Here is a 24,488-nt window from a genome sequence, read left to right as displayed (position 1 = left end):
TCGCCACCGTCCCTGCCGACTCGCCTGAAGCGCGGGAACCTTAGTTCCTCTCCCGGATTTAGGTAAGCAGTGGTCTGCTCGTCGTGCAAATGCAGTTCGGCCGCCATCGGTGATGCATCCATGAACGCCAGGTTTGACCGGATCGGATTGGGACGCTTTGCCGGGACCGGCGAGCGACTGGCCCGGGCGGTGACGGTCGCGAGCGTCTCGTTTGGGCGAGGCCTGTTGTGGCTGCTGGCGGCCATCATCCTCGGTTGCGGCATCTGGATGCTGCTGCCGCTCTCCAAAGGCAACAGCACCGAGCCGGTCAAGTCGGACATAGCCGTTGCCGAGCCGGCTGCTCCGGGCGATGCGGCGGTGTCACCGACGGCCGAAGCGCAGACTGCCACTGCGGCAGAGCTGGATCGTCTCAGGATTTCATCTCAGACCTGGCGTCGCGGCGGCCTCGGCTCGAAGGCGCTGGTGACGCTCACGCTGCGAAACGACAATGACTATGCCGTAAGGGATGTCGAGATCAGCTGCGCTTTCGTGCGTCGCGATGGCACGCCTCTCACCGCTCGCAGCCGCGTGCTGTCCGACACCGTCAGCATGAAGAGCCGCAAGACCTTCGCGCGCATTCCCGTCGGCTACATCAACGTTAATGCCGATCAGGCGAAGTGCTCGCTGGTTGCCGCACGACGGGCATGAACGGCGGCGCCGTCCGGTAGCGGAAAAGTTACCGTTTCCGGCCTTGTTCTGGCCTTGGCCAAAAAACTTGGCGTCGCCATTTGAACCGAAGGGCAGGACCAGGAACCAATCAGAGTATCGCCTGTTAAGGCGGAGAGCCCACGCGGGGATTGCGGGGGGCGGAGTGCGGCCAATGCCCATCCTTCGGTATTTCATGTTTGTTGGCGGAGCGTTGCTCGCCCTGCTGTTTGCGGTGAACTTCGTTGTGCCGGCCTCGCCCGTAGCGCCGGCGGTCGCGACCGCTAGCAACGACCAGCCGGCCATCAGGATCCGGTCCGATCGGCATTTGCCCGAGCGTGTCGTGCTCGACACCAGCCAGCCGACGATTGCCCCGCCTGCGGTGAAGACCGCCGCTGTCGCGGCGCCGCAGCCGCCGGATACCGCGTCGGCAGCGGCCCTCGCGGAGATGTCGGCCAAGGCGCGGGTGCGCGAGACCTTCGCCCAGTTTACGCCGGGTTCGAAGGCCGAGGCCGCCAAGAAGCCGCAGGCCCAGGCTCAACCCAAGCGTAAGGTCGCCAGAGCGCATCCGGCGCCGCAGTATCATGGTGGGCCGCAGTTTGGTGGGCCACAGTATGGCCGGCCCATGATGGTGGCGCAGCAGCCGCATTTCGGCCTCTTCAACACGACCTGGTGACAAGCCGGTCACGCCCCGCCTCCCGGGAGGCGGGAAGGGCTTTTTATTGGCCAGCCTCTCTGCTAATTCGAACCCGTCCGAACGCCATCCGGCGCGCTGGCTCGCCAGCCACGGTCCGGCGCTTCGCGGCAACGGCCCAACCCCAGGGCCAGGGCGCTCGTAGCTCAGCTGGATAGAGCATCGGATTTCGATTCCGAGGGTCGGAGGTTCGAATCCTTCCGAGCGCGCCAGTCCCCGCCGGCGTTACCGCCATTCCAGGCCGTGCTGAAACCGGACGGCTTTCGCCGCGCCGGCAGCGTCATCCTGCCGAAAGTCCGCTCTGCCGCCCGCGCGCCAGCGTGTCCGAGGGGGTCTCGTGGAAGATCGCACGGTACGCCGCGGCGAACTCGCCCATGTGGTGGAAGCCCTGGGCACGCGCGCAGGTGGCGACGGTGGCACCGCCACCCTTCAGGAGCTGGGCGCGGGTCGCCCACAATCTCTTCAGCCGAATGTACTGGTGCAGGCTCATGCCACGGACCTTGCTGACGGCCCCGCTGAGCGTCCGGATCGAGACGCCGAACTCACCGGCGAGATCGGCCGTATAGATCGGAGCGGTTGGATAGGCTGCGACGTAATCGTCGATCCGCTGCACCAGCCTGGTCGACCGCCCGCTCTGGACCGAGGTGCTCCGGTCCGGGCCCGCACCGATCCGAAACAGATCGTCGAGCGCGAGCAGCAACCCTTCCTGGAGATGGCAGGCCGCCTCGGTGGTCTCGAACAGGAACGGCTGCACCGACGCGGTTCGCAGGATGTCGAGCACGAGCTGGCGCGTGTGGAGCAGGGCGGGCCGGTTCGCGACATAGGCCCGCAAATCGTCGGCATGATCGAACCAGCCCCGGTCTTTCAGGCCGGGCGAGAGGATGATCATCGCGTAGTGATTGGTCTGGGGCTCGACGAAATGGCACTCGTCGTTGCCGCGGAGCGCAACGAAGAAGCGGGCGTCGAGATCCATGCCCTTGGAATTGGCCTGAAGGTCGTCGGTCATCGAGAGGATCACCATCCCGCCGGGCATCCGATAGGCGGTATCAAGGATGCGCGCGAACGACCGCATCACGACGATGCGGCACGCCGGCAGGGAGACGACAGCGCGGGCGGCTGCGAAGTTCGCAACGTCGAGCGGAATGCTTCTCGCATCCTCCATCGACTCGATCGGCCGAAAGGCATCGACGTCGGCAAAGCCGATCAGTTGAAGCGCCGAGGACGGGACGAGGGCATCGAACATGCGTCTGGCCGGTTGCTGCAATGTGACAATCAAATGAACGTCAGTACATTGCCATCAATGGCGAAACATCCCGCTTCAGTAAATCGGATTCCAGGCCGTAGTATTGCGGACATCATGCCATGAGGTCCGTCGGATCATTGTCACCGTCAACGTTCCCGGCTCATCGCCTGGCCGGAGACGAGGTCGATGAAATGGAGACGCGTGCAAGCGGGACAGGCGAAGGACTCGAAGCTCCGCCCCTCCGGTCGCTGCTGCTTTTCCAGATGCGTCTGCACATTCATGCCCGTCTGGGGACATCGAAAAACGATCAAATCGGCCATGGACGCAGCATGACGGCGCGGCGGATTTCCACTTTGATCTAGATCAGTTTTGGAATTGCTCCAGGCGGACCGAACGGGTGATCTCGCAAAAGCGAAGGGGCCCCGAGGGCCCCTTCTGATCACCAGCGGCGGTAGCCGTAGTATCCATAGCGTGGTCCGTAGACACGGGGTCCGTACCCATAATATCGGGGCCCGTAATACGGCCGCGGGCCGTAATACCCATAATAGTTCGGACGCCACCAGCAGCGCCCCCAGGCGTCGCAGACCATGCGGATCTGCTCGACGTCGGAGACCTGCGGGACGGCAGGTGCAGGCGCAACGGGCATGGCGGACGCCGCCGGCGATGCCGCAAGGGCACCGAACATGGACGCGACGACGAGGCCAATCTTGAGATTCATGATGTCTTTCTCCGCTTACGCAATACAGGATATCGAAGCTGTTCTGATCAAATTGTGGCGGAACCGAAATGTAATACTGATGAACAAATCTCCAGCCACTCCGCCGCGGGCCTGATCCAGCTCCATCAGAATACCTCAGCTTTGCGCTCCTGGCCATGCTGCGCCTGTGTTGCGTGACACCGCCGCCATCCTTGATCCTGCGCAATTCGCCGTCGCGCCTTCCTCCCTAGTCTTGTCGTCGTGGGCAGTCCTTCGCGGAATTCGAAGGCCGGCCGGTCGCCTGCATCGGCCGACGCTCACGGTTTGATTGGAGCTGTGCAATGGACAAGATGAGAATCGACAAAGGTGACTGGCTGGTCGTTTGCGACGGGCGCAAGGCGCTCATTCTGGAAAACCTCGGCGACGGGATGTTTCCGAACCTCCACACCAGGGAGGTGCACGAGCAGCCCAATCCGTCGACCAGCGCACAAGGAAGCGATGCGCCGGGCCGGCTGCATGGCGCGGCCGGCGGTGGACGCAGCTCGGTCGAGCAGACCGATTGGCACGATGAGGCCGAGCGCGCCTTCCTGCGGAGCCTCGCCGGTCGGCTCGACGCCGCCGTCAGTTCGGGCGAGACGTCGGCCCTGACCATGGTGGCCTCGCCGCGGGCGCTCGGCATGATCCGCGCCGACTATTCCGATGTCGTGCGCAAGGCGCTTCAGGGCGAGGTCAGCAAGGACCTCGTCAAGCTGCCGGTCTATGAGATCGAGAAGCAGTTGCTACGATCGGGCGCCGCGACATAGGGACGCCCGCAGCGGACGCGCTGGCGCCCCTCAGTAGCAGGGGTGCCGGCGGCGGTCCTGGCCGATATAGGCGGCCGAGCTCTGGTAGCAGTGGTTGGTCGCCGGACCGTCGTAATAGGCGAAAGTGCCCGGCGTGATGCCCGGACCGTAATTGTGCAGATAGCTGATCGGGTAGGGTAGCGGGTTGACGTAGGAGCGGTGATACCGGTGATGTCCATTTGCTTCCGCAAGGCCAGGGGCCAGGATTGCGGCTGACAGGGCAGCAACTGCGGCTACAAGCTTCAACTTGCTCATCTCGATTCTCCGGAACCCGCGCAAACAGCTCAGCCGTTATAGCCATTTCGGGCCGCGAGGGCATCGTCCGGCGGCCGGAATCAGGGGCTAATCCGGCAGATTCCGGGGTGGGTGTGACAGAATTGCCCGGAGGTGAGGGCGAAGTCTGCCCATTTTTGGCCTTTTCGGGATGCTTAACGAATTCCCCACATAAGTATGACCAAGAAGAATTCGGTTAGAGATTCCTGCCGGTCGCCTGGGGTGCTCTTTGAGGCCGGCCCGTTCCTGCAAGGCTTTCACCGTCACCTCGCCATGCGCATCACGCTTCTGAGCCTGCTGTTGCTCTGCTTCGCCGCCACGACGCCGGCGCGGGCCGAGCTGCACATCACCCGCGACCATGGCGGCTATGTCGAAGAGTACAAGGTCAAGTACAAGCGGGTCCGCGACAAGGGCGAGCGCGTCATCATCGACGGCATCTGCAACTCGGCCTGCACGCTGGTTCTCGGCATCGTGCCGATGAACAAGATCTGCGTGACCCCGAAGGCCAGCCTCGGCTTCCACCAGGCCTATTACGACAAGGCCTTCACCTTCGGCATCAAGGTCACCAGCGCGGAGGGGACGTCCGACCTGATGTCCTACTACCCCGACACGGTGAAGGACTGGATCCGCCGCAATGGCGGACTCACCACCGACATGAAGAAGATCAAGAACGGCGTCGAGCTCTGGAAGATCATCGACCCCTGTCCGGAAGAATGGTGAGCGGCTGAGCTAGAGGCCGTCCGCCGCAGCGCAGCATCGCCGGGCAAGAAATCGTCAGGAAATTCGCATTGCCGCATTGGCCCCCATCGGGCAATGAGGGCGGCAATGAACCATAATCAAGAAGCCCTGACCGCCCGCGCCGCGCCGATCCTGTTCGTCCTGCTCTGGAGCACCGGATTCATCGGCACCAAATACGTCGTCAACAACGCCGATCCGTTGACCTATCTCGCCATCCGCATGGCGATCGTGGTCGGCCTGATGGCGATCATCGTCGCGATTGCCCGGCCGAAATGGCCTGACCGGATTGGCATCGCGCACAGCGCGGTCGCCGGCATCCTCGTTCACGGCTTCTATCTCGGCGGCACCGCGATCGCGATCGCGCATTCGATTCCGGCCGGGCTTTCCGCGCTCATTCCGGGCCTTCAGCCGATCCTGACCTCGACCATCGCCAACCGCTGGCTCGGGGAGAAGGTGACGCCGGTGCAGTGGGGCGGCCTCGTGCTCGGTCTCGGCGGTGTGGTGATGATCCTGCACAACCGTCCGATGACAGGCGAAGCCGGGCTCGGCTGGCTCGCCTCGGTGGTCTCGCTGATCTCCATCACGCTCGGCACGCTCTATCAGCGCCGCTACTGCAATCACATCGACTGGCGTGCCGGCAATCTCGTGCAATACGTGGCCGTCACGATCTTCTTCGCGATCGGCGCCCTCCTGTTCGAGGACCGCGTCGTGCACTGGACGCGGGAGTTCGTGCTCGCGCTGGCCTGGCTCGCGGTCGCGCTCTCGATCGGCTCGATCGGGTTGCTGTACTGGCTGATCCGCCACGCCGCGGCGACGTCGGTGGCGAGCCTGTTCTATCTCGTGCCCGCGGTGACCGCGCTGATGGCCTATCTGCTGTTCGGCGAGAAGCTCGATGCGCTCGCGATCGCAGGCATGGCGATGTGCGCGGCCGCGGTGTTCGTGGTCAACCGGCGGTTCTAGGGGGGATGGACCGGTGCGGCGGAATACATCCCTGACGTGCGGGCCGCGTCCATGTTAGGCTGAGCACATTTCAGCTTCCCCTTTCACGCGGTGATTTCCATGAAGAAGGCGAGACGCGCGCTGCTTGGCCGGTCCCTGAAGCCGGTCCGGATTGCCTGCATCAACTACGCGGCGGAGTCGATCAGCGGCCGCGAAATGGCCGAGCTCACCGCAGCACTGCAAGAATGCTACGACAAGCATTTCCTGCCGGTGTGGGGCTATCCGGTCGACCTTTACGTCACCCGGAAGCCGACGCCGGCCGACTGGCAGCTGGTCTATTTCGACGACGCCTCGCACAAGAACATGCTCGGGCGCCACGAGCTGACCCACTGCGGTCAGCCGATCTCGAAGATATTCGTCAAGGCATTGGGCGAGGAGCCGCTCAGCGTGGCGGCCTCGCATGAGCTGTTCGAGATGGTGCTCGACCCCATGGCCAATCTCTGGGCCGACAAGAACCCGAACACCCAATATGCCTATGAGGTCTGCGACGCGGTGGAGGAGGACTCCTTCCGCGTCGGCCGTTTCGAGATGTCGAACTTCGTCTACCCGTCCTGGTTCGAGCCGTTCCGCCATCCCCGCGGCACCAAGTTCGACCACAAGGGGACCTTGAAGGAGCCGTTCTCGATGACCGAGGGCGGCTACGTCATCAAGAAGGTCAACGGCAGGAAGGTGATCAAGGCGTTCGGCTCGCCGGCAAAGCGGCGGCGCTTCAATAGCGAGGACCGGCGCGGTCATCGCAGTGAATTCCGCGATCCGCAAGGCAAGCATCACCCGGGCCGGCGCGCCGCCAAGAAGCGAGGGTAGGGTATTGCAGGAGCAGTCTCCGGGCGCGCCCGCACCCGGAGACATGCTTCCGTTGCTGCGATCAGCGCTTGGACTTCTTGGCCTTCTTTTTCTTCTTGGCGGCCTTCTTCGCGGATTTCTTCACCGCCTTCTTCGCGGTCTTCTTGGCAGCTTTCTTCGACGACTTCTTTGCAGCCTTCTTCGAAGATTTCTTGGCCTTCTTTGCCTTCTTCGGCGCTACTTTCTTCGCAACCTTCTTGGCGGCTTTCCTCACCGTCTTGGCGGCGGTGACAGCGGCGTCCTTGGTTGCTTCCACGGCGGTGGTCATCGTCTCCATCGCCTGTTCGGTGATCGGCTTCTCGTCGTCCATATCGTCCCCCACGGTTTGTATGGAGCGATGACGATAGCGGGTTTCACAATTGTGTCAAAGCAACGCTCAACCTTTGCGGATCTTTGCGTAGGCAGCGAGCGCGCGCTCGCGTCCCCTCGCATGATCGATGATCGGCTGCGGATAGGTCTTGCCGAGCGTGATGCCGGCGCTGGCCAGCTCGATCGGCGTCGCCTGCCAGGGCTGGTGGATCAGCTTTGCCGGCAGAGCTTTCAGCTCCGGTACCCAGCGCCGGACATAGGCTCCGTCAGGATCGAACTTCTCGCCCTGGAGGAGTGGATTGAACACGCGAAAATAGGGCGCAGCGTCCGCGCCGCAGCCGGCGACCCATTGCCAGTTGGCGGGATTGCTGCCGGCATCCGCATCGACCAGCGTGTCCCAGAACCACCTCTCGCCATCGCGCCAGTCGATCAAGAGGTGCTTGACCAGGAAGGACGCCACCACCATCCGCACCCGGTTGTGCATCACGCCGGTGTGCCAGAGCTCGCGCAGGCCGGCATCGACGATTGGATAGCCGGTGGCCCCGCGCTGCCAGGCGGCGAGCGCCTTCTTGTCCGGTTTCCACGGGAAGCTGTCAAAATTCGTTTGCAGGTTTTCGGTGGCGAGGTCGGGATGGTCGTGGAGCAGGTGGCGACAGAATTCGCGCCAGCCGAGCTCGCTCAGGAATTTGTCGATGCCGGGCCCGAGCGCCGGATTCTCGGCCGCAGCGAACCGCGCGGCGTGAAAGACCTGTCGCGGGCTGAGCTCGCCGAACCGCAGATGCGGCGAGAGGCCTGAGGTGCCGTCGCGGTCGGGGCGGTCGCGATCGCCGACAAAGGTCCGGGCGGTGTGCTTGAGGAAGTCGCGCAGGCGCGTGCGAGCCGAGGCCTCGCCCGGCGTCCATGTCTCGCGCAGGCCGCCGGCCCAGTCAGGCTTGCTCGGCTCGAGCTTCCAGCTCTCCAGCATGTCGCTCGCGATCTTCGGATCGGTGCGCAGCTCTCTTGGTGCGGGCAGGGGCTTTGGCAGATCGCCGAGCAACAACACCCGCCGCCAGAACGGCGTGAATACGCGCAGGCCCCGGCCTTCCTTGTTGCGGATCGCCGAGGGCGACACCAGGAGATCGCCGGGGAAGATTTGCGAGGCCACGCCGCGCTTTGAAAGCGCAGCTTCGAGCTGCCGCTCAACCGCCTGGTGCGGCGCCTGTGCGATCCCGTTCCAGTAAACGGCGCGGGCGCCGCTCTCGCGCGCCAGGTCGGGGATTACCCTGGCCGCTGGTCCCTTGCGCAGGATCAGCGATCCGCCGCGCGCGGCGATCTCGGCGCCGAGCGCCCGCAGCGAGTGCGCCAGCCACCAGCGTGCCGCGCCGCCCGGCACTCGCCCGACCGTATCGTCGAGGACGTAGAGGCAGATCACCGGTGCGCCGGTTTTCGCGGCCGCATGGAGGGCGGGATGGTCGGACAGGCGGAGGTCATCGCGGAACCAGACGATGACGGGCGGCGCGCTTGGCGTGGTCAGGCGGGGCCTCGTTTACGATTTGGAAAGCATGCCGCTCGCGGCGCTGTGAACCCTCGTTAATGCGGCCGTAAGCCGATTGCACGATTATGCAAGAATTACGGGGGTCATTCCATTCATGTCCAACCTTTCAACGGCAAAGTTCCTGCCGCAGTTCAAGCTCGGCACCAAGGCTGTCCTGTCTGCCGTGCTGCTGATCGCCGTGAATACGGCGCTGGTGGTCGGCGCCGGCTATTGGTCGCTCACGTCCGCCTTCAATGATCGCGCGCTGCGCGAAATCGAGGTCAATTTGCGCACCCTGGCGCTGGCCCTGGCCGAGACGGCTCCGGACGTGAAGATCACGGTGCGGGATGGCGCGGTCGTGCGCGCCGAGGTCCCCAGGATGCCCGACTTCAAGGACCATGCGATCGTCGATCGCGCGGTGTCCTATGTCGGCGGCAACGCGACCCTGTTCGTATTCGACGATGCGAGCGGGCAGTTCGTGCGACGCTCGACCAACGTGAAGAAGGAGAATGGCGACCGCGCCGTCGGGACCCAGCTTGCCGCCGATCATCCGGCGCAGGCGGGCTTGCGCCGTGGCGAGGCCTATAAGGGCCCGGCCGTCCTGTTCGGCAAGTCCTTCATGACCGCCTATTTCCCGGTCATGGACGCGGCCGGCAAGGTCGCGGGCATTCTCTATGTCGGCATTCCCATGGCCCAGTTCGAGAGCATGCTGGCGCAGGCGATCGAGAGCATGGCAATGGCCGCCGCGCTGGCCGCGCTGCTGGTCCTCGTGCTCACGCTGCTGATCGTCCGCCGCGTCACCAAGCCGCTCAGCTCGGTCACGCGCTCGCTCACGGCGCTTGCCAACGGCCAGAGCGACGTCGAGATCGATTGCGAGGACCGCGCCGACGAGATCGGCGAGATCGCCCGCACGGTCGCGGTCTTCAGGAGCAATTCGCTGGAGCGGGCGCGCCTGCGCAGCGAGCAGACGGCGGCCACGGCCGCCGCGGCCGAGCAGCGCAAGGCGGAGCTGCGCAATTTCGTCGAAGAGTTCCGCGGCAGCGTCGGCGGCATCCTCGACAAGGTGCTGAGCTCATCCGGCGAGTTCGAACGGGCTGCGCGGCAGCTCACCGACACCGCGCGCTCCACCGCCGATCTCTCGGCGCGGTCGGCCGGGGCCTCCGAGGACGCTTCCGAGCATGTCCGCTCGGCGGCCGCAGCCTCTGACGAGCTGTCCCAGTCGATCTCCGAGATCACCCGGCGCGTGCAGGAGTCGAACCAAATCTCCGCCGAAGCGGTGCGGCAGGCCGAGGCCACCGACCAGCGTATCGCGCAGCTCTCCGAGGCGGGCGCGCGCATCGGCGACGTCGTCAAGCTGATCACCTCCATCGCCGAGCAGACCAATTTGCTGGCGCTGAATGCCACCATCGAGGCCGCGCGCGCCGGCGATGCCGGCCGTGGCTTCGCGGTCGTGGCTCAGGAGGTCAAGACGCTTGCCGGGCAGACCGCGAAAGCGACCGAGGAAATCTCGAACCAGATCGCCAGCATGCAGCTTGCGACCGAGGAATCCGTTACCGCCGTCAAGGGGATCGGTCAGACCATCGAGCGCATCAGCGGCATCGCCGGCTCGATCTCGGCTGCGGTCGAGCAGCAGCGGAGCGCCACCCACAACATCGCGGCCAGCGTTCGCGCGGCGGCGTCAGGCACCGCCGATGTCGCGGTCAATGTCCGTCACGCCGCCAAGGGGGCGAGCGAGACCGGCGAGACGTCGAGCCGGATGTTCGCCTCCGCCCAGGCGCTGTCGGGCGAGAGCCTGCACCTGAAGGCCGAGGTCGACAGCTTCCTCGACCGCGTGCACGCGGCGTAATCCGGTGTAGTCATCCCGGGTTCGCGCTTTGCGCGCCCCGGGATGACAGTTGGTTATTTGGGCTGTGGCACGATGCGGATGTAGGGCTTCGGCTCCTTCCAGCCCTGCGGGTAGATCGTCTTGGCCTCGTCGTTGGAGACCGAGCCGGCGATGATGACATCCTCGCCCTGCGACCAGTCGGCCGGGGTCGCGACGCGGTGCTTGGCGGTGAGCTGGAGCGAGTCGATGACGCGCAGGATCTCCTGGAAGTTCCGGCCCGTGGTCATCGGATAGACCAGCACCAGCTTGATCTTCTTGTCCGGCCCGATGATGAAGACGTTGCGGACGGTCTGGTTGTCGGCAGGCGTCCGGGTGAGGGGATCGCCCGAGGTCGAGGCCGGCAGCATCTCGTACAGCTTCGAGACGTTGAAGTCGGTGTCGCCGATCAGCGGATAGTTGGGAGCGGCGCCCTGGGTCTCCTTGATGTCCTCGGCCCATTTGGCGTGGCGATCAATTGGATCGACCGAGAGGCCGATCAGCTTGACGCCGCGCTTGTCGAATTCCGGCTTCAGCTTGGCGAGCGCGCCGAGCTCGGTCGTACAAACCGGCGTGAAGTCCTTCGGGTGCGAAAACAGGAGGGCCCAGCTGTTGCCGATCCAGTCGTGGAACTTGATCTTCCCTTCGGTGGTCTCGGCTTCGAAGTCGGGGGCGGTGGTGCCAATCGGAAGTGTCATGGTTCTACCTCATCGCATTGAATTTACTTAAGAATTTGTCCGTGGCCGTCGCCGCCAGTATAGGGGCTTGGCGAGGCTAAGTGAACGCTGACTGAACCGCTTGAAGTAAAATGTGAATTCTTTCTCTGAAGAGCCGATCTCCTAGCACTTTTCTGTTACAGCGGCACCTGCGGCGAAACACCTCCACCGGTTTCGATTGCCGCGATAAAGCCTTTTATGACTCGCATCACGCTCGCCCGACGCTCTCCGGAACCGAAATGGTCCTCGTAGCGACTAATCGGCAACCATTGAGAAAAGTCGCGATCCCCGTATCGAATCATTAACCACCCCTTTACGCCGGCATGAAAATGCTGGCCGATCAGAAGAAATCTGGAAGTGAACTATGTCTGCCGCTGCGCCTAAGTCTGTTGAGTCGCCGTCCCTCGAACCGTCCTGCCGCGATACCGCGGCCCATGCACTCTCCATCGTCCGCGACGGTGTGATCACGGGCGAAGGCCCGACCACCAAGGGCCGGGTCCACTTTTCCCGCTCGCTTGATGCCGATGACACCGCCTGGTGCGCCCGCATCCTGACCGCGACCGCCGTCAATGACCAGCCAGTCAGCCGCACCGAGGCCGAGGTCCTGTTCGAGATCAACGAGGCCGCGACCGAACGCACCGATGGCGGCCGCTTCGACGATTTGCTCGCCAAGGCCGTTGCCCATTATGCCGCAAGCGCCTCGGGCCTGAAGGTGCCGCCGCGCAGCGTCGCGCTGTCGGCCGACACCGACATCGAGAGCTGGGCGCCGTCCTACGCCTCGAAGGTCAACAGCGAGATGCTGGAGTGGATTGCCGGCCAGATGCGCGGCAAGCGCCAGAACAATCGTCGCCTGATGGCGATGGTGGCGACGTTCCTCGGCGCCACCGCGCTGCCCCTGGCGGGCCAATTGCCGAACGTGTTCGACATTGGGATGTAAGAGACTCGGCATGTAAGATTTTGCGCGTCACTTGAGGATGTGAGGAAACGGCGGGGTTATTTCCCCGCCGTTTTTTGTTTGCCGGCCTCAAGCTCGAGGCCGAGCGTGCGGCCGGGGAAGCCGGCGGCGTCGAAATAGCGCTGGCTGCCGACGCGCTGGACGTTGAGCACGGTCTGAAGGCCGTTCTCGGACATCTTCGACTTCTCGACCGCCTTGTACGCCTTCGGCACGATACCGTTGGGCAGGGCTTCCGACATCACGCGGCCGACCAGGCCGCCGTTCTGCGAGCCGCGCAGGCCCATCAGCTGCGCCGCCGTCATGCCGACGTCGGCATTGCTGACCGGCAGCTCGTCGACGAAGCCGGCTTTGAAGTCCGGACCGATGGCGGCCATGAAGTTCATGGTGTCGCCGCGGCTGAAGCTGCCATGCATGCCCTGGCCCTGGCGCAGCACGGTGTCGGCCACCTGCACCGAGCAGTTGGTCGGCGCCTCGCCGCAATCGCTGGCGTAGGAGCGGAAGTTGACGACGATCGACGGCGTCGGCGTCGCCGACTTGCCGCGCAAATTGATGCTCGACAGCGGCAGCGTGCCCGGGAAGCGGCCGAGCGAGTCCTCGACGAACAGGCCGGAGACGTAGTCCTGCTCGAGCAAGGCCTTGATGGTTTTCGCCGCCAGTTTCTTGTCCTTGTTCGGCAGATAGACCAGGTCCGAGCCGCCATTGGTGGCGACGACGAGGTCGGGCTTCTCCGGATCCTTGCCGAGCACGCCGTTGCCGGCCTTGGGATGCCTGTTGCCCTCGATCTTCGCGTTCTTGTCGTTGGGGTCGAACAGCGGCAAGTCGAGCGCCTTGGCGAGGTCGATCGCCAGGAAGCCCATCGGCAGGAAGTCCTTCGGCGTGTCGTCATAGCTGACCTTGGCCGAGGGGCTGGTCTTGCTCTCCTTGGAGATGGTCGAGAAGCCGTGGTCGGCCGAGACGATGATGTTGGTGTTGGCAGCAAGCCCGAGCTCGTCGAGCGCCTTGCGGAGCTGGGCTAGGTTGGTGTCGGCGTTCTTGATGCCGGCCATCGAGGTCGGCCCGTTGATGCCGGGCAGGATCTGATTGAGGCTGTCGCCGGTGTTGTGCTGGCTGCCGTCGGGATCGCGCGACCAGAACACCAGCACGAACGGCTTGTTGCGCGCCTTGAACATCGGCAGCACCACCTTGGCGGCGACGTCGGCGAAATAGGCCTGCTGCGCGACGTTGGCGACCGTGGTGCCCGGCGTCTTGGCATCGCCCGCCTTGGAATTGTCGCCGCGCGGCGGCGTGGCGAGGGGCAGGCCCGCCTTGGTCAGCGCCGCCTTCACCTCGTCCGACAGCGCCACGCCGTTCTTGCCGCCGGTGGAATCGTCGAACACGACCGAATGCTGACCCGGCTTCTCGGGCTTGTCGGTGTGGTCGAACTGGTAGGTCGGACCGACCTTGCCGATCGCCGCGGTGCTGAGGCCCTTGTCGCGGGCCATCTTCAAAATGGTCTCTTCGTTGAGGTAGTCGCCCTTGAAATGCTCGTCGATGTCGCCGAGCACGGCGTCGTTCTCGATGAAGGGGACCACGGTGTCGCCGGCCGGCACCGAGGTGTAGTTGGTCCAGATCGTGTTCGAGAACACGCCGGTGTCGCCGAGATAATGGCCGGTCGACATCGCCGAGCCGTTGGCCATGGTGAAGGTCGGGAAGAGGGAGTGCGGGTTCTTGAAGTTGACGCCCTTGTCGCGGACCTCGGCCATCGCGGGGGCGGTTTCAGGGGTGACCTTCAGCGCGCGCAGGCCGTCCGGAATGAACAGGATCAGGTTGCGGGGGGTATTGTTCTGGGCGGAAGCAAGTCCGGTGGACAGCACTGTCAGTCCGGCGGACAGCAACAGCAGTGAGCGGCGCATGGAAGTCTCCTGGCGGTGAGGCGGCATGGCCGCCGACCGCGGCCCCCGGCAATCGTTTAGTTTTGCTGTATGACAGTTTTGTTACAAGGCCTGTTGTTGATGCAAGACGGCTGGGGAGGGGGGCGGGTCTGTCTCGTGTCCCGGACGCGCTGCAACGCCCTTAGCGTTGCTGCGCAGAGCCGGGACCCAGGTGGCGGCACGGTTCGCTGTGACATGGGCCCGGCTCTGCAGCGCACCGTCGAAGAGACGCTGCGCTGCGTCCGGGGCACGAGAGCGAAGTTGTTGTGCGCAGAGCCTCCACGCCGTCATTGCGAGCGCAGCGAAACAATCCAGAATGCCTCTGCGGAGGGACTCTGGATTGTCAATTCGCGTTTCCCTCGCAGACACAGCTTCGCGCTCTCGCGGCTCATTTCGCCCGAGCTTTACCTCGTCGTCTGCCCCTCAATCGAAAGAGGGCGCAGGGAAGACCGGGTGCCGGCCGGGCACCCACGGTCCACTGTGCGAAAGGTGGCAACAAGGAAGTTTGCACAGCGGCATACAGGTGGAGCCAAACATCCGGCCTTCCCTGCGCAGTGGTTTTACGGCTTATGTCGTGATCTCCCCGGGGAGCGATGCACTATTGCCCCCGTCGCCATGCGGATGACTGATGTGCCGGTCCGGTCGGGCCGCTCACATCACCGCAAGACTTGACGCACAGACCCCGGACGTCAGGACCACACGATTTTGCCGTACGCTGATGGCACCGGTCGTATGCGCGAGGTCCTTGCTCACGGTCTCCCGCCCTGCAAACCCGTTCGCGCCAACGCCATCCGCGTCCACCGCCGTCCAGCCCGCGTGTCGTGACGATCGCGATGCGCCCCTCTTCCTTGGGCCGGAGTGAGTAAAGTTCTAATAAAAATCCGAATTCTAATAAAGAGAATTATTTCGATGCTGCTCTCTTGACCCCGGGCTTGGGTGTTTTGCCCGACGGGCTGCGCAAGGGGTTGTGGCTATTCCGGCGCGGTCGGTACCCGCGGATCCGGCGCCAGCGCCTGTGGCGGCTTCACCGTTGCCGGGCCGGCCCCTTTCCTGACGAGATCGCGCCGGAGCGCCAACGGGACGGTCTTGAGCGCGTAGATGATCGCGATCTGGGTTCGGTTCTGGAGGTGGTATTTGCGCATGATGTTGCCGATATGCGCCCGCACCGTATTCTCCGAGATCTTGAGCTCGTAGGCGATGTTCTTGTTTTGCAGCCCCCGCGCGATCAACATCATCAGCTCACGCTCGCGCGGTGTCGGTGTGATCGAATCCTTCTGACCCGGGCTCATGACTGGCTCCTTCCTGCTCTTCTACTTGATGTAGCCGCCCCCGGCATCGTCTCACTCCGTCTTCAGCGCCTCGATCGGACTGAGCCTGGATGCCTTGTGGGCTGGATAAAACCCGAAGATGAGGCCGGTCACGATCGAGAAGGCGAGGGCGAGGCCGATCGCCTCACCGTCGATCGAAGTGACCCATCCGGCCATGCGGGCGACCGTCATCGAGAGCGTGATGCCTCCGGCGACGCCGATGGCACCGCCGAGAAGGCAGAGCACGAGGGCCTCGCAGAGAAACTGCAGGCGGATGTCCCGCATCCGTCCGCCGAGCGCGCGGCGGATTCCGATCTCCCGCGTGCGCTCGGTGACGGACACGATCATCACGTTCATGATGCTGATGCCGCCGACGAGCAGCGAGACCGAGGCGATGGCGACGAGCAGGAGCGCCACGGTGCGGATCGCGCCCTGCTGCGCTTCCATGGCGGCGGCCGGATCCTGGACCTTGAAGTCGTCCTCCTGGCCGGCCGGGACGCGGTGCCGCTGCCGCAGCAGGCTTTCGATCTCCGATCGTGCGCCCGCCATCTGACCGTCCGCGGCCACCTTGGCGATGATGTAGGCGACCGAATCCCGGTTGATGTTGCTCGCACTGCCGAGGAAGCGGAGCTTGGCGGTGCTGAGCGGCACGAAGGCGACGTCGTCCTGCGCCGGGCCCTTGCGATCGAGCACGCCGACCACCTCGAGCGGCACCTTCATGATCCTGATCTGCGCGCCGATGGGATCGTCGCCCGGCGCGAACAGCTCGCGCGCGACGGTGCTGCCGAGGATCACGACCTTGCCGGCGCCCGACTCTTCCGCGCCGGAAAAATAGCGCCCTGAGGCGAGCTGCCAGTCGCGCACCATGAAGTGGCCGGTGGTCGTGCCGTTGATCGTGGTGTTCCAGTTCTTGCCCTCGTGGATGACCTGCGCCGTCCCGGCAAGCGAGCCGGCGGCGGCCTGGATCTCCGGAATCTGCTCGAGGATGGCCTGCACGTCGCCCTCGGTCATCGTCAGCTTGCTGCCGTCCTTGAGGCGCACGCCGCCCTGGTAGACCGCGCCCGGTGTGATCATCAGCACGTTGGCGCCGATCGAGCGGATCTGTTCCTGCAGGCGAAGCTGTGCACCGGAGCCGATCGCGAACACGGTCACGATGGAGGCGACGCCGATCACGATGCCGAGCATGGTGAGGAAGCTGCGCAGCGGGTTGAGGCGCAGGGCGTGCAAGGCGATCTGAAATCCCTGGAGCATCGTCATGACGCAGCGCTCCGTCTCGGCAGCAGCTCCGCGACCGTCTCGTCACTGACGAGCTCGCCGTCATGCAGGCGGATCGTGCGCCGGCACTGCGTCGCGATGCTGGGATCATGCGTGATCATCACGATGGTCTGGCCGCTCCGGTTGAGGGCTGCGAACAACGCCAGGATCTCGGCGCCGGTCCGGCTGTCGAGCGCGCCGGTCGGCTCGTCGGCGAGCACGATCAGCGGGGAGGCGATCAGCGCGCGCGCGATCGCGACGCGCTGCTGCTCGCCGCCGGAGAGCTGCCGCGGGAAGTGATGGGCCCGGTGCAGCATGCCGACGGCCTGGAGGCTCTGCTCGGCTCTGGCCAGACGTTCCTTGCGGTTGATGCCGCAATAGACCAGCGGCAGCGCGACGTTCTCGATCGCATTGTGGCGCGCGAGCAGGTTGTACGACTGGAACACGAAGCCGATGCTGCGGGCGCGCAGCCACGAGCGGCGGTCTTCCGAGAGCTCGGCGACGTTGGCGCCCTCCAAATGGACCGTGCCCTCGCTCGGCAGGTCGAGCAGCCCGATCATGTTCATCAGCGTCGACTTGCCCGAGCCCGACGGTCCCATCACGGCGACGATCTCGCCTTGCGCGATGTCGAAGCTGACGTTGCGCACCGCGGTCACTGCTATTCCGTCGGTGCGATAGGTCCTGGACACGGAGCGGAGGCTGATGAGGGGCAGGGCGGTCATGATCCGAACCTGATTCCGAGGAACTCCATGCCCGCCGGCCGGATCGCCTGGCCGACGGCGACCTGGCTGCCCTCGACGAGATCGCCGCTCTTGAGCGCGACCTGCTCGGTGCCGGCCGCGCCGACCGTCACGGCGATGCGCTGGAGCGAGCCGCTGGCGGTCCGTACCCACACGCCGCTGTGCGCGCTGCCTGAGTCCGGCCGCGTGCCGGACGGCTGGAAACGCAGCGCCGCGAGCGGCACTTTGAGCACGTCGTCCTGCCGTTCGATCACGATCTTCACCAGGGCGGTCATGCCGGGCAGCAGCGCGCCGTCGAGATTGGAGGTCGACAGCACGACGGTGTAGGTGACGACGTGCTGCTGGGTCTGCGGCGCCTTGCGCACCTGCCGCACCACGGCCTCGAAGCGGCGGTCGGGGTAGGCATCGACAGTGAAATGGGCGCGTTGACCGGGGGCGATGCGCCCGATATCGGCTTCATCGACCTGCGCATGGATCTCCATGTCTTCGAGGCGGTGGGCGACGACGAAGGTGGTGCGCGACTCCAGCCCGACCGCGAGCGTCTGGCCCTCGTTGACGAACCTGCCGACGACGACGCCGTCGATCGGCGAACGGATCACGGTGCGGTCGAGATCGGCCTGGGCCGCGGCGAGAACGGCCGCCTTCTCCGGCACCGCCATGCGCGCCTGCTGCAGCTCGGCTTCGATGCGGCGGACATCGGCCTGCGCCCCATCCACCGAGTAGGAGTTGAGAGACATCAGGACCTCCGCCTCGCGCTCCTGGGCGAGACGCGCCGTGAACTCGGTCTGGGCGTCGTCGACCGTCGTCGTTGCCACCACGTTCTGCGACTGCAGCGCCAACTTGCGCTGCAGGGTCTTCTGGGCCGAGGTCTTGACCGCCTGGGCGCTCTCGAGCTTGGCGGCGAGCACGTCGCGGCTGCCCTTGGCGTTCTGCAGATCGATCTTGGCGCGATCGAGCTTGGCGCGCGCGATGTCGACCAGGGAATTGGCGACCGCGAGCGAAGCCCTGGCTTCGTCGACCTTGGCCGCGAAGCTGCGCGGATCGATCAGCGCGAGCGGCTGGTCCCTGGCGACGGTGTCGTTGAAGTCGACATAGACGCGGGCGAGCTGCCCGGACAGCTGGGAACCCACTTCGATCGTCTTGACCGGCTGCAGGGCGCCGGTGACGGTGACGGTCTGTTCGATGCTGCCGCGCTGGATCGCGGCATAGCGGAACACGGGCGCGTCCGACCCGAAGGTCGACGGTTCGCGGGCGCCGGGTACGAGCAGCCGCCTGGTCTGGTCATAGGCGTGAGCCGCCTTGTCTGCCGCGCTCCCGGCGGCGCCGGCGACGACGGTCGGCGCCGCGGCGTAGATCGCAGCAAGGCCGCATGCAGTTCCGAGCAAGGCAATTGCTGGCACAAATCGCATATCAGAACTCGCCTAATTAAAATGGCTTCGGGGAATCGGGAAAAAGTGGCAAGCTCGCTATGGTTGTAAATTATCTAAGGTAGTATCGAATGTCTGTATGTCGTCCTCGCCGGGGCGACGGTCGGGTGCGCGGCATCATCCAGAAGTAAAATCCGCAGGTGCGACGTTTCGTGATTTGCCGAAAATGCATACCCGTCGTATCGATACGATGCGCGCGGTATCGAACTCGATAAGCTGACTGAACGTCCGGTATGATCCGGCTGAAGCTGCCGGTGGCCGGCGTTCAAGCTCGCACATGGGTAGCAATGCCATGACGCAGTTGGCGAGGCTGCGACCACGATACCGGATCGTCACGTCAGCGATCATGCGCCTCGCAATGATGCCGCCTGTGACCAGGCGGAAGTCCCTGCAATCACGAAGCCGATGTGTGAACGCCTTCACTCGCTTCCGGCGAGCATTGGCCCTAAGACGTCGAACCGGCGGACGGACACCGATCGTCCGATTCCCGCGAATTCATCCAAGCACCTTGTTATCGTTTGCAAGAAGAATGGATGGCTCGTTGCTCGCCCGTCGAGCCCCAAGCCGGGGAGTTTGTTGCAATGAATTCAGGTCAAGCCACCGTTTATGTCGTTGACGACGAAATCCAGATTCGAAATGCGATTGGAAATCTCTGTGAGGAGACCGGTCACCAGGTGAAGTTGTTCGCGTCGACCGACGAGTTCCTTGCCGAGAGGCTCTCCGAAGGGCCGTCGTGCCTCGTGCTCGACGTTCGCTTTCCCGGGACATCGCCGACCGGTCTCGAGCTGCAGCGCCGGCTCATCGAGAAGGGCGTGTTCATTCCGATCGTCTTCATCAGCGGTTACCCCGATGTCCGTGTTTCGGTCGAGGCGATGAAGCGCGGCGCGGTCGAGTTTCTGCCGAAGCCCTTTCGCGAGCAGGAGATGCTCGACGCGATCAGGCACGGCATCGAGCGCGATCGCAGGCGGATGGAGCGCGAGGATGCCGTCCGCGAGGCCCGGCAGCGCGTCGAGATGCTGACGAGTCGCGAGCGCGAGATCATGATGCTGATGGCCGAGGGGCTCGTCGCCAAGCAGATCGCAGCAAAGCTCGGCGTGAGCGAGGTGACCGCGAAGGTCCATCGTGCCCGGATGATGCGAAAGCTCGAGCTGCGGTCGCCGATCGAGGTGGTGCGGTTGATCGACAGCATGGGACGCGGAGCGGAAGCGCCGCGCGCCGGTGCGGGCTAGCCGCGCATCGTGCGGCTTTCGAGCGGACACAAGCGCAACGTCTAGTCCGTACCGACTAGCATGAACTGCAGTCTGTCGCGCGGCACACGATCGGTTCAGAGTATTCCCACGATGTCAGTCGCATTCAGGACCGGCATCCGAACCCAGTCAGACAACTTGGCCAGAAAGGAATACTCCATGCGTAAATTGTTTTTTGCTTCCGTTGCCGTGCTCGCCCTGTCCTCCGCAGCTCACGCCGCCAACACCGCGACCACGGTGCAGGTCGGCCTCGTGAACGGTTCGAGCGTCTCGCAGCAAGGCCTCACCAATGACACTTCCACGACCAGCCAGCTCGGCATCGTGAACAACGCGACCACGATGCAGGGGACCAGCGCGGCCTCGCTTAACAACGCCAGCACGGTCAACCAGATCGGCGTGCAGAACTCGGCAACCACCGGCCAGGTGGCGTTCGGCAACAACGGCAGCGCGATCACCCAGAACTCGTTCGGGCCTGCCGCGCTCCAGAACAACTCCGCGGCCGTCGGCCAGCTCAGCGTGTTCGGCGTCAACGGCAGCTCCGTCTCGCAGACGGCGCACTGACCCACGTACTGTTTGGCCGGACGCATCCGGTTGCGGTGCGTCCGGGCCATTCTGGAGGAAATGACATGCGGATCACCTATCTCGTTGCGACGGTCGCGGCGCTTGGTGCGCTCACTGCCGTCGAAGCCCAGGCCGGCAACTCGGCGAGCGTGCTGCAGTTCGGCACAACCAACAACTCCTTCATCTCGCAGAGCGGGTCAACCAGCAACAGCGCCACGACGTTGCAGTTCGGCGCGACCAATACGGCGACGACCTTGCAGACGGGCTCGCTGCTGACCGTCAACACCTCGGTGATCGGGCAGGGCGGCACCACCGCGACAGCGTCCAACACGGCGCTGGCCGGCCAGGTCGGCGGCTCCAATTCGAGCCTGATCGGCCAGATCGGCGCCAACAACACGGCCGGCGTCGGGCAGCTCGGAATCCTGAACGGCTCGACAATACTTCAGCAGACCCCGTGAGCACTTCCGAAGTGGTGAGGCACGTCATGAAACATCCATTGCGAAGCGCGGGCGCCGTGATGCTCGCTTTGTGCCTGGCCGGCGCCGGGTCGGCCCGCGCCCAGACGGCCGACATCAAGACCATCGTGTCGGTCGGCGGACCGCCGGTCGTGCTGAACCAGAACAGTCAGCTCAACATGGCGGGCGTGTTCATGATCGGCGGCAGCACCAGCGCGACAGTGACCCAGAACGGCACCAACAACGCCACCGGCGTGCTGCAATTCGGCGGGACGAATTCGGCATCGGTCGGGCAGACCGGGACGAACAATCTCGCCTTCGTCGGCCAGGCCGGCCAGTCGGCGACCAGCCTGGTGTCGCAGCTCGGGGCCATGAACACGGGTGCGGTGATGCAATTCGGCGCGGTCAACAGTTCGACCGTCGTCCAGACCCATCCGTAAAGCGCGCGAGCTGATCGGCGTTGGAAGCAGCGGGGAAGCGCGATGCGGTATGGCAGGGACGTGTTGAAGCGGGTTGCGGCGGTTGCGGCGTTGCTGGCCGCCGTCGCTACGTCGACGCAGGCGTCGGCCGCATCATCCGTCCTGCGCCGCGTGACGAACCCGAACGTCAGCGTCGAGATGGTCGTGCAATTCGGCAACGACGCTCAGCCCGTCACGATCGAGGAGAACAGCCGGATCAATATCGCCCGGGTGATCCAGTTCGGCGGGACCGGAACGGTGGATGCGACCATCATCCAGAACGGTACGCAGAACTATGCCAATGTGATCCAGGTCGGCGGCACCACCAACGCGGCGGTCGGTCAGTCCGGCCTCAGCAACACCGCCGACATCACCCAGATCGGCAATTCCACCAATACGCTCCTGCTTCAGACCGGCGACATGAACACGGGAGCGGTGAGGCAGTTCGGACGTTTCAACTGGCTGGCGATCTTCCAGTTCGGCCGGTGACGGAGGTGTGACATGAGATTGCTGCTACTCGCATCCGGAATAGGAATCATGAGCGTGATCGCGGCGGCGCCGGCCGGTGCTGCCGACGGTCACACCACGGTGGTGCAGGACGAGAACGGGACCTCGGTCATCACGCAAAGCGGCGATCCGGCGCAGGCCGAGGTCAGGATCGAGAAGGAGCCCGGGCGCACGACGGTCTATCGCCGCAGCGGCGGAAACACCGCCATCGTGACCCAGGGCACCGGAGCTTCGCCTGACATGCTCGAGTGGCTGCGCAAGCAGCTGCAGGAGCATTGACACAGAAAAGGCCCGCCGCCCTCGCAAGGACGACGGGCCTCGTTGTCCGGTGAGGCTACCAGCGATATCGGCCGGTCAGCGTACCGTTGTTGTTTCCGCCGGGACCGACATCGCCCTGGGTCGAGCTCGGCGTCGGATGGTTGGTGCCGTTGAGCGCGCCATATGGCCCGGTGGCATCCGGGTAGTAATACGCGCGCGGTTGAACGGGTTCATAGGCGGGGGCGGTGCGGTCCCAGCCGGCCCGCGGCCCGCTCCAATCATAGCCCTGCGCCGATGCCGCGGCTGTGCCGGCGACGAGCGATGCCGTGATCAGGCAGAGGAGTTTTGACTTGTTCTGCATGAGATGCTCCTTGCTTTCCTGTCGGGGCCAACAACCGCGGCAAGGGCGCGTTCCGGACGTATCGGGTGGGAGCGATCAACTCCGATCAACTCGTTATGAATGGCATGCCGAGGAACGGAGCGGTCGAAATCGCCGGAAATCGAGGGGCGTCTTGCCGCACCGGGTTCCCCGTTAATCCCGTGCCTTAACCAATAATTAATAATACGTTTGCGGCGGGCCGACGGCCCGGCCTAGCGTGCAGTGGGGAGCTATCGCGAAGCCAAACGAGTTGGTGCGTATCATGATGTCCAGATCACATGGCAGATCCCTTGCGGCGCTATTTGCCTCGCTCAGCGCAGGCGCGCTGCTCCTCAGCCCCAGCGACAGTTTTGCCAGACCCGGCGCTGCCGCGCCGCATGGCGTGGCCGGCGCCGCCGTGCCGCCGGCTGCTGCGCGTCCGCCGATCGCGCCTGGGGCGCGCTTCCACCGCCGCAACAATCCCTTCGTCTACTGGCCGGGCGGAGGCGGGTTCTTCTACGATGGTGCGACCTACAGCCAGCCCTTCCTCGATGCCGCGCAGCCGCCCTCGAACGACGTGCGCTACACCTACACCTATGACGTCCCCTGGGACTGGGCGCATCGCTTCCCGCCCAACGTGGTGCCGTCCGACCGGCCCTATGTGCCGAGCTGCCCGACGGAGCAGGTGACGGTGCCCGGCCGCGGCGGCGGCGAGCACACCGTCAACATCATGCGCTGCTACTGAGCAGAGCTAGCCTAACTCGAAGCTGGTCACGCCGAAGACGCGGTCGATCCGCAGCGGCGGGATCGGCCCCGTGTACATCCGCGCCGTCTCGAACACCGGCTTGAGGCCGAGTCCTTCCGCGAGCGCGATCGCCTCGCCATTGACGGCGGGGACATCGAGGAAGATTTCGCCGCCGCCCGCACCCGCCAGCAAGGCCTGCATGATCGTGTCCGCCGCCGCGCGGTCGTCGGCGACGAGCGGGCCGATCTTGCAGCCGCTCCGGCACGGGCGGATCACGCCCCATGCGGCGAGCTTGCCGTCACGCATGAGCGCGCGGCCGACATGGCCTGATGTCTCAAGCCAGGCGCGCAGGAAGGCGCTGCGTGCCGCGGGAAACACCGTGGCATCGTCCGCCTCCACAAGCCCAAGCGGGACCGTATCGAGTGCAACGACACCGGCGGGCGGCTTCGGCGCGGCGACGATGCCGCCATAGCGGATGTTGGCGTAAGCAAGCTGGAAGCCGGACTTCTTGTAGTTGTCCTGCTGGGCCACGACGCCGTCGAGGCCGATCACGCGGCGGCCTGCATGCGCGATCGCCGCGTTCCAGATCCGCAGGCCGTGGCCTGCGCCGCGAAGGTCGGCGCGCACGATGTAGAAGCCGAGGAAGGCAAAACGGTCATCGTAATTGACGCAGGAGACGGTCGCGACCGGCTCGCCGCCGATCTCGCCGACGAGGAAGCCTTGCGCGTCGGGAACCGCGAAGCAGGCGGCATCCGACAGGCCCGGATTCCAGCCTTCGGCGGCGGCCCAGTCGATGGCGAGGGAAATCTCCTCCGGGCGCAGGTTGCGGATCTGCAATTCGCTCATGACGGATGCCTTCGGACGGTGGACCAGCCGGCAGGTCCGGCGGTAGAA

At 64.8% G+C, this 24,488-nt stretch carries 28 protein-coding genes and 1 tRNA gene; 16 read left to right on the top strand and 13 right to left on the bottom strand.

Annotation, left to right across the window (positions count from 1 at the left end; genetic code table 11):
- Positions 1–120 precede the first annotated feature (120 nt).
- From JQ603_RS31880 to JQ603_RS31870, 3 genes are all read left to right on the top strand, one after another.
- Positions 121–687 (top strand): hypothetical protein, encoded by a 567-nt coding sequence (locus tag JQ603_RS31880; protein ID WP_212345828.1) that lies wholly within the window; start codon positions 121–123, stop codon positions 685–687.
- Between the two features lie 172 nt (positions 688–859).
- On the top strand, positions 860–1,360 hold the full coding sequence (locus tag JQ603_RS31875; protein WP_212345825.1) for a hypothetical protein: 501 nt from the start codon (positions 860–862) through the stop codon (positions 1,358–1,360).
- A 153-nt stretch (positions 1,361–1,513) separates the two neighbouring features.
- Positions 1,514–1,590, top strand: a tRNA-Arg gene (locus tag JQ603_RS31870).
- Positions 1,591–1,658: 68 nt separating this feature from the next.
- On the opposite strand, the gene JQ603_RS31865 is transcribed toward JQ603_RS31870, so the two are convergent.
- Together JQ603_RS31865 and JQ603_RS31860 are read right to left on the bottom strand one after the other, a co-directional pair.
- Complete coding sequence (locus JQ603_RS31865) at positions 1,659–2,621, bottom strand: AraC family transcriptional regulator (RefSeq protein ID WP_212345822.1); 963 nt, start codon at positions 2,619–2,621, stop codon at positions 1,659–1,661.
- Between the two features lie 439 nt (positions 2,622–3,060).
- On the bottom strand, positions 3,061–3,339 hold the full coding sequence (locus tag JQ603_RS31860) for a hypothetical protein (protein ID WP_212345819.1): 279 nt from the start codon (positions 3,337–3,339) through the stop codon (positions 3,061–3,063).
- A 320-nt stretch (positions 3,340–3,659) separates the two neighbouring features.
- Here JQ603_RS31860 and JQ603_RS31855 point away from each other — a divergent pair, with 320 nt between their 5' ends.
- A complete protein-coding gene (locus tag JQ603_RS31855) occupies positions 3,660–4,121 on the top strand; it encodes a host attachment protein (RefSeq protein WP_212345817.1) in 462 nt (153 codons plus the stop codon).
- 30 nt (positions 4,122–4,151) lie between these two features.
- Here JQ603_RS31855 and JQ603_RS31850 read toward each other — a convergent pair whose 3' ends face one another.
- Positions 4,152–4,415: a hypothetical protein gene (locus tag JQ603_RS31850; protein WP_211406413.1), complete on the bottom strand. Its 264-nt coding sequence runs from the start codon at positions 4,413–4,415 to the stop codon at positions 4,152–4,154.
- Positions 4,416–4,706: 291 nt separating this feature from the next.
- Here JQ603_RS31850 and JQ603_RS31845 point away from each other — a divergent pair, with 291 nt between their 5' ends.
- The 3 genes from JQ603_RS31845 (at position 4,707) to JQ603_RS31835 (ending at position 6,974) form a co-directional block, all read left to right on the top strand.
- Positions 4,707–5,153: a hypothetical protein gene (locus JQ603_RS31845; RefSeq protein WP_212346066.1), complete on the top strand. Its 447-nt coding sequence runs from the start codon at positions 4,707–4,709 to the stop codon at positions 5,151–5,153.
- A gap of 105 nt (positions 5,154–5,258) precedes the next feature.
- Complete coding sequence (locus JQ603_RS31840) at positions 5,259–6,131, top strand: DMT family transporter (RefSeq protein ID WP_212345814.1); 873 nt, start codon at positions 5,259–5,261, stop codon at positions 6,129–6,131.
- A gap of 99 nt (positions 6,132–6,230) precedes the next feature.
- Entirely contained in the window at positions 6,231–6,974 is a 744-nt protein-coding gene (locus JQ603_RS31835) for a hypothetical protein (RefSeq protein ID WP_212345812.1), read from the top strand.
- A 61-nt stretch (positions 6,975–7,035) separates the two neighbouring features.
- Here the strand turns inward: JQ603_RS31835 and JQ603_RS31830 are convergent, their stop codons facing one another.
- Together JQ603_RS31830 and JQ603_RS31825 are read right to left on the bottom strand one after the other, a co-directional pair.
- Positions 7,036–7,323, bottom strand: coding sequence for a histone (locus JQ603_RS31830; protein ID WP_212345810.1), 288 nt, complete (start codon positions 7,321–7,323; stop codon positions 7,036–7,038).
- Between the two features lie 66 nt (positions 7,324–7,389).
- Positions 7,390–8,781 (bottom strand): cryptochrome/photolyase family protein, encoded by a 1,392-nt coding sequence (locus tag JQ603_RS31825; protein WP_245004005.1) that lies wholly within the window; start codon positions 8,779–8,781, stop codon positions 7,390–7,392.
- A gap of 169 nt (positions 8,782–8,950) precedes the next feature.
- Between JQ603_RS31825 and JQ603_RS31820 the strand changes: the two genes are divergently transcribed.
- Positions 8,951–10,681, top strand: a complete 1,731-nt coding sequence (locus JQ603_RS31820) for a methyl-accepting chemotaxis protein (protein ID WP_212345808.1) — start codon at positions 8,951–8,953, stop codon at positions 10,679–10,681.
- Positions 10,682–10,734: 53 nt separating this feature from the next.
- On the opposite strand, the gene JQ603_RS31815 is transcribed toward JQ603_RS31820, so the two are convergent.
- Positions 10,735–11,394: a peroxiredoxin gene (locus JQ603_RS31815; protein ID WP_057751633.1), complete on the bottom strand. Its 660-nt coding sequence runs from the start codon at positions 11,392–11,394 to the stop codon at positions 10,735–10,737.
- A gap of 382 nt (positions 11,395–11,776) precedes the next feature.
- Here JQ603_RS31815 and JQ603_RS31810 point away from each other — a divergent pair, with 382 nt between their 5' ends.
- A complete protein-coding gene (locus JQ603_RS31810) occupies positions 11,777–12,349 on the top strand; it encodes a hypothetical protein (protein ID WP_212345806.1) in 573 nt (190 codons plus the stop codon).
- 56 nt (positions 12,350–12,405) lie between these two features.
- Here JQ603_RS31810 and JQ603_RS31805 read toward each other — a convergent pair whose 3' ends face one another.
- The 5 genes from JQ603_RS31805 to JQ603_RS31785 all read right to left on the bottom strand — a co-directional run bounded on the left by JQ603_RS31805 (position 12,406) and on the right by JQ603_RS31785 (position 18,987).
- The gene (locus JQ603_RS31805; RefSeq protein ID WP_212345804.1) at positions 12,406–14,259 is read right to left on the bottom strand and encodes an alkaline phosphatase family protein; all 1,854 of its coding nucleotides are present in this window, start codon (positions 14,257–14,259) and stop codon (positions 12,406–12,408) included.
- Positions 14,260–15,248: 989 nt separating this feature from the next.
- The gene (locus tag JQ603_RS31800) at positions 15,249–15,566 is read right to left on the bottom strand and encodes a response regulator transcription factor (RefSeq protein ID WP_212345802.1); all 318 of its coding nucleotides are present in this window, start codon (positions 15,564–15,566) and stop codon (positions 15,249–15,251) included.
- A gap of 51 nt (positions 15,567–15,617) precedes the next feature.
- Positions 15,618–16,841: an ABC transporter permease gene (locus tag JQ603_RS31795; protein ID WP_212345799.1), complete on the bottom strand. Its 1,224-nt coding sequence runs from the start codon at positions 16,839–16,841 to the stop codon at positions 15,618–15,620.
- Positions 16,838–17,560 carry an ABC transporter ATP-binding protein gene (locus tag JQ603_RS31790; protein ID WP_212345796.1) on the bottom strand — a complete coding sequence of 241 codons (723 nt, stop codon included), beginning with the start codon at positions 17,558–17,560 and terminating at the stop codon, positions 16,838–16,840. Before JQ603_RS31790 ends, JQ603_RS31795 begins: the two co-directional genes overlap by 4 nt.
- Positions 17,557–18,987, bottom strand: a complete 1,431-nt coding sequence (locus JQ603_RS31785; protein WP_212345793.1) for an efflux RND transporter periplasmic adaptor subunit — start codon at positions 18,985–18,987, stop codon at positions 17,557–17,559. The genes JQ603_RS31790 and JQ603_RS31785 overlap by 4 nt, the downstream gene beginning before the upstream one ends.
- A gap of 551 nt (positions 18,988–19,538) precedes the next feature.
- Between JQ603_RS31785 and JQ603_RS31780 the strand changes: the two genes are divergently transcribed.
- The 6 genes from JQ603_RS31780 (at position 19,539) to JQ603_RS31755 (ending at position 22,512) form a co-directional block, all read left to right on the top strand.
- Positions 19,539–20,234 (top strand): response regulator transcription factor, encoded by a 696-nt coding sequence (locus JQ603_RS31780; RefSeq protein ID WP_433996665.1) that lies wholly within the window; start codon positions 19,539–19,541, stop codon positions 20,232–20,234.
- A 177-nt stretch (positions 20,235–20,411) separates the two neighbouring features.
- Positions 20,412–20,813, top strand: coding sequence for a curlin subunit CsgB (locus JQ603_RS31775; RefSeq protein ID WP_212345788.1), 402 nt, complete (start codon positions 20,412–20,414; stop codon positions 20,811–20,813).
- 65 nt (positions 20,814–20,878) lie between these two features.
- Positions 20,879–21,271, top strand: a complete 393-nt coding sequence (locus JQ603_RS31770; protein WP_212345786.1) for a curlin — start codon at positions 20,879–20,881, stop codon at positions 21,269–21,271.
- 26 nt (positions 21,272–21,297) lie between these two features.
- Positions 21,298–21,708: a curlin gene (locus JQ603_RS31765; RefSeq protein WP_212345784.1), complete on the top strand. Its 411-nt coding sequence runs from the start codon at positions 21,298–21,300 to the stop codon at positions 21,706–21,708.
- 42 nt (positions 21,709–21,750) lie between these two features.
- The gene (locus JQ603_RS31760) at positions 21,751–22,215 is read left to right on the top strand and encodes a curlin (protein ID WP_212345782.1); all 465 of its coding nucleotides are present in this window, start codon (positions 21,751–21,753) and stop codon (positions 22,213–22,215) included.
- A 12-nt stretch (positions 22,216–22,227) separates the two neighbouring features.
- Positions 22,228–22,512: a hypothetical protein gene (locus tag JQ603_RS31755; protein WP_212345780.1), complete on the top strand. Its 285-nt coding sequence runs from the start codon at positions 22,228–22,230 to the stop codon at positions 22,510–22,512.
- Positions 22,513–22,567: 55 nt separating this feature from the next.
- Here the strand turns inward: JQ603_RS31755 and JQ603_RS31750 are convergent, their stop codons facing one another.
- Positions 22,568–22,852: a hypothetical protein gene (locus tag JQ603_RS31750; RefSeq protein ID WP_212345778.1), complete on the bottom strand. Its 285-nt coding sequence runs from the start codon at positions 22,850–22,852 to the stop codon at positions 22,568–22,570.
- A 280-nt stretch (positions 22,853–23,132) separates the two neighbouring features.
- Between JQ603_RS31750 and JQ603_RS31745 the strand changes: the two genes are divergently transcribed.
- Positions 23,133–23,594 (top strand): hypothetical protein, encoded by a 462-nt coding sequence (locus JQ603_RS31745; protein ID WP_212345775.1) that lies wholly within the window; start codon positions 23,133–23,135, stop codon positions 23,592–23,594.
- Positions 23,595–23,600: 6 nt separating this feature from the next.
- Here JQ603_RS31745 and JQ603_RS31740 read toward each other — a convergent pair whose 3' ends face one another.
- Positions 23,601–24,440 (bottom strand): GNAT family N-acetyltransferase, encoded by an 840-nt coding sequence (locus JQ603_RS31740; protein ID WP_212345772.1) that lies wholly within the window; start codon positions 24,438–24,440, stop codon positions 23,601–23,603.
- Positions 24,441–24,488: the final 48 nt, after the last annotated feature.

The sequence above is a fragment of the Bradyrhizobium liaoningense genome (genome assembly GCF_018130825.1).
Classification (GTDB): Bacteria; Pseudomonadota; Alphaproteobacteria; order Rhizobiales; family Xanthobacteraceae; genus Bradyrhizobium; species Bradyrhizobium liaoningense_B.
The sequence above is the reverse complement of the archived record's forward strand: the minus strand, read 5'-3'. Positions and strand labels throughout refer to the sequence as shown.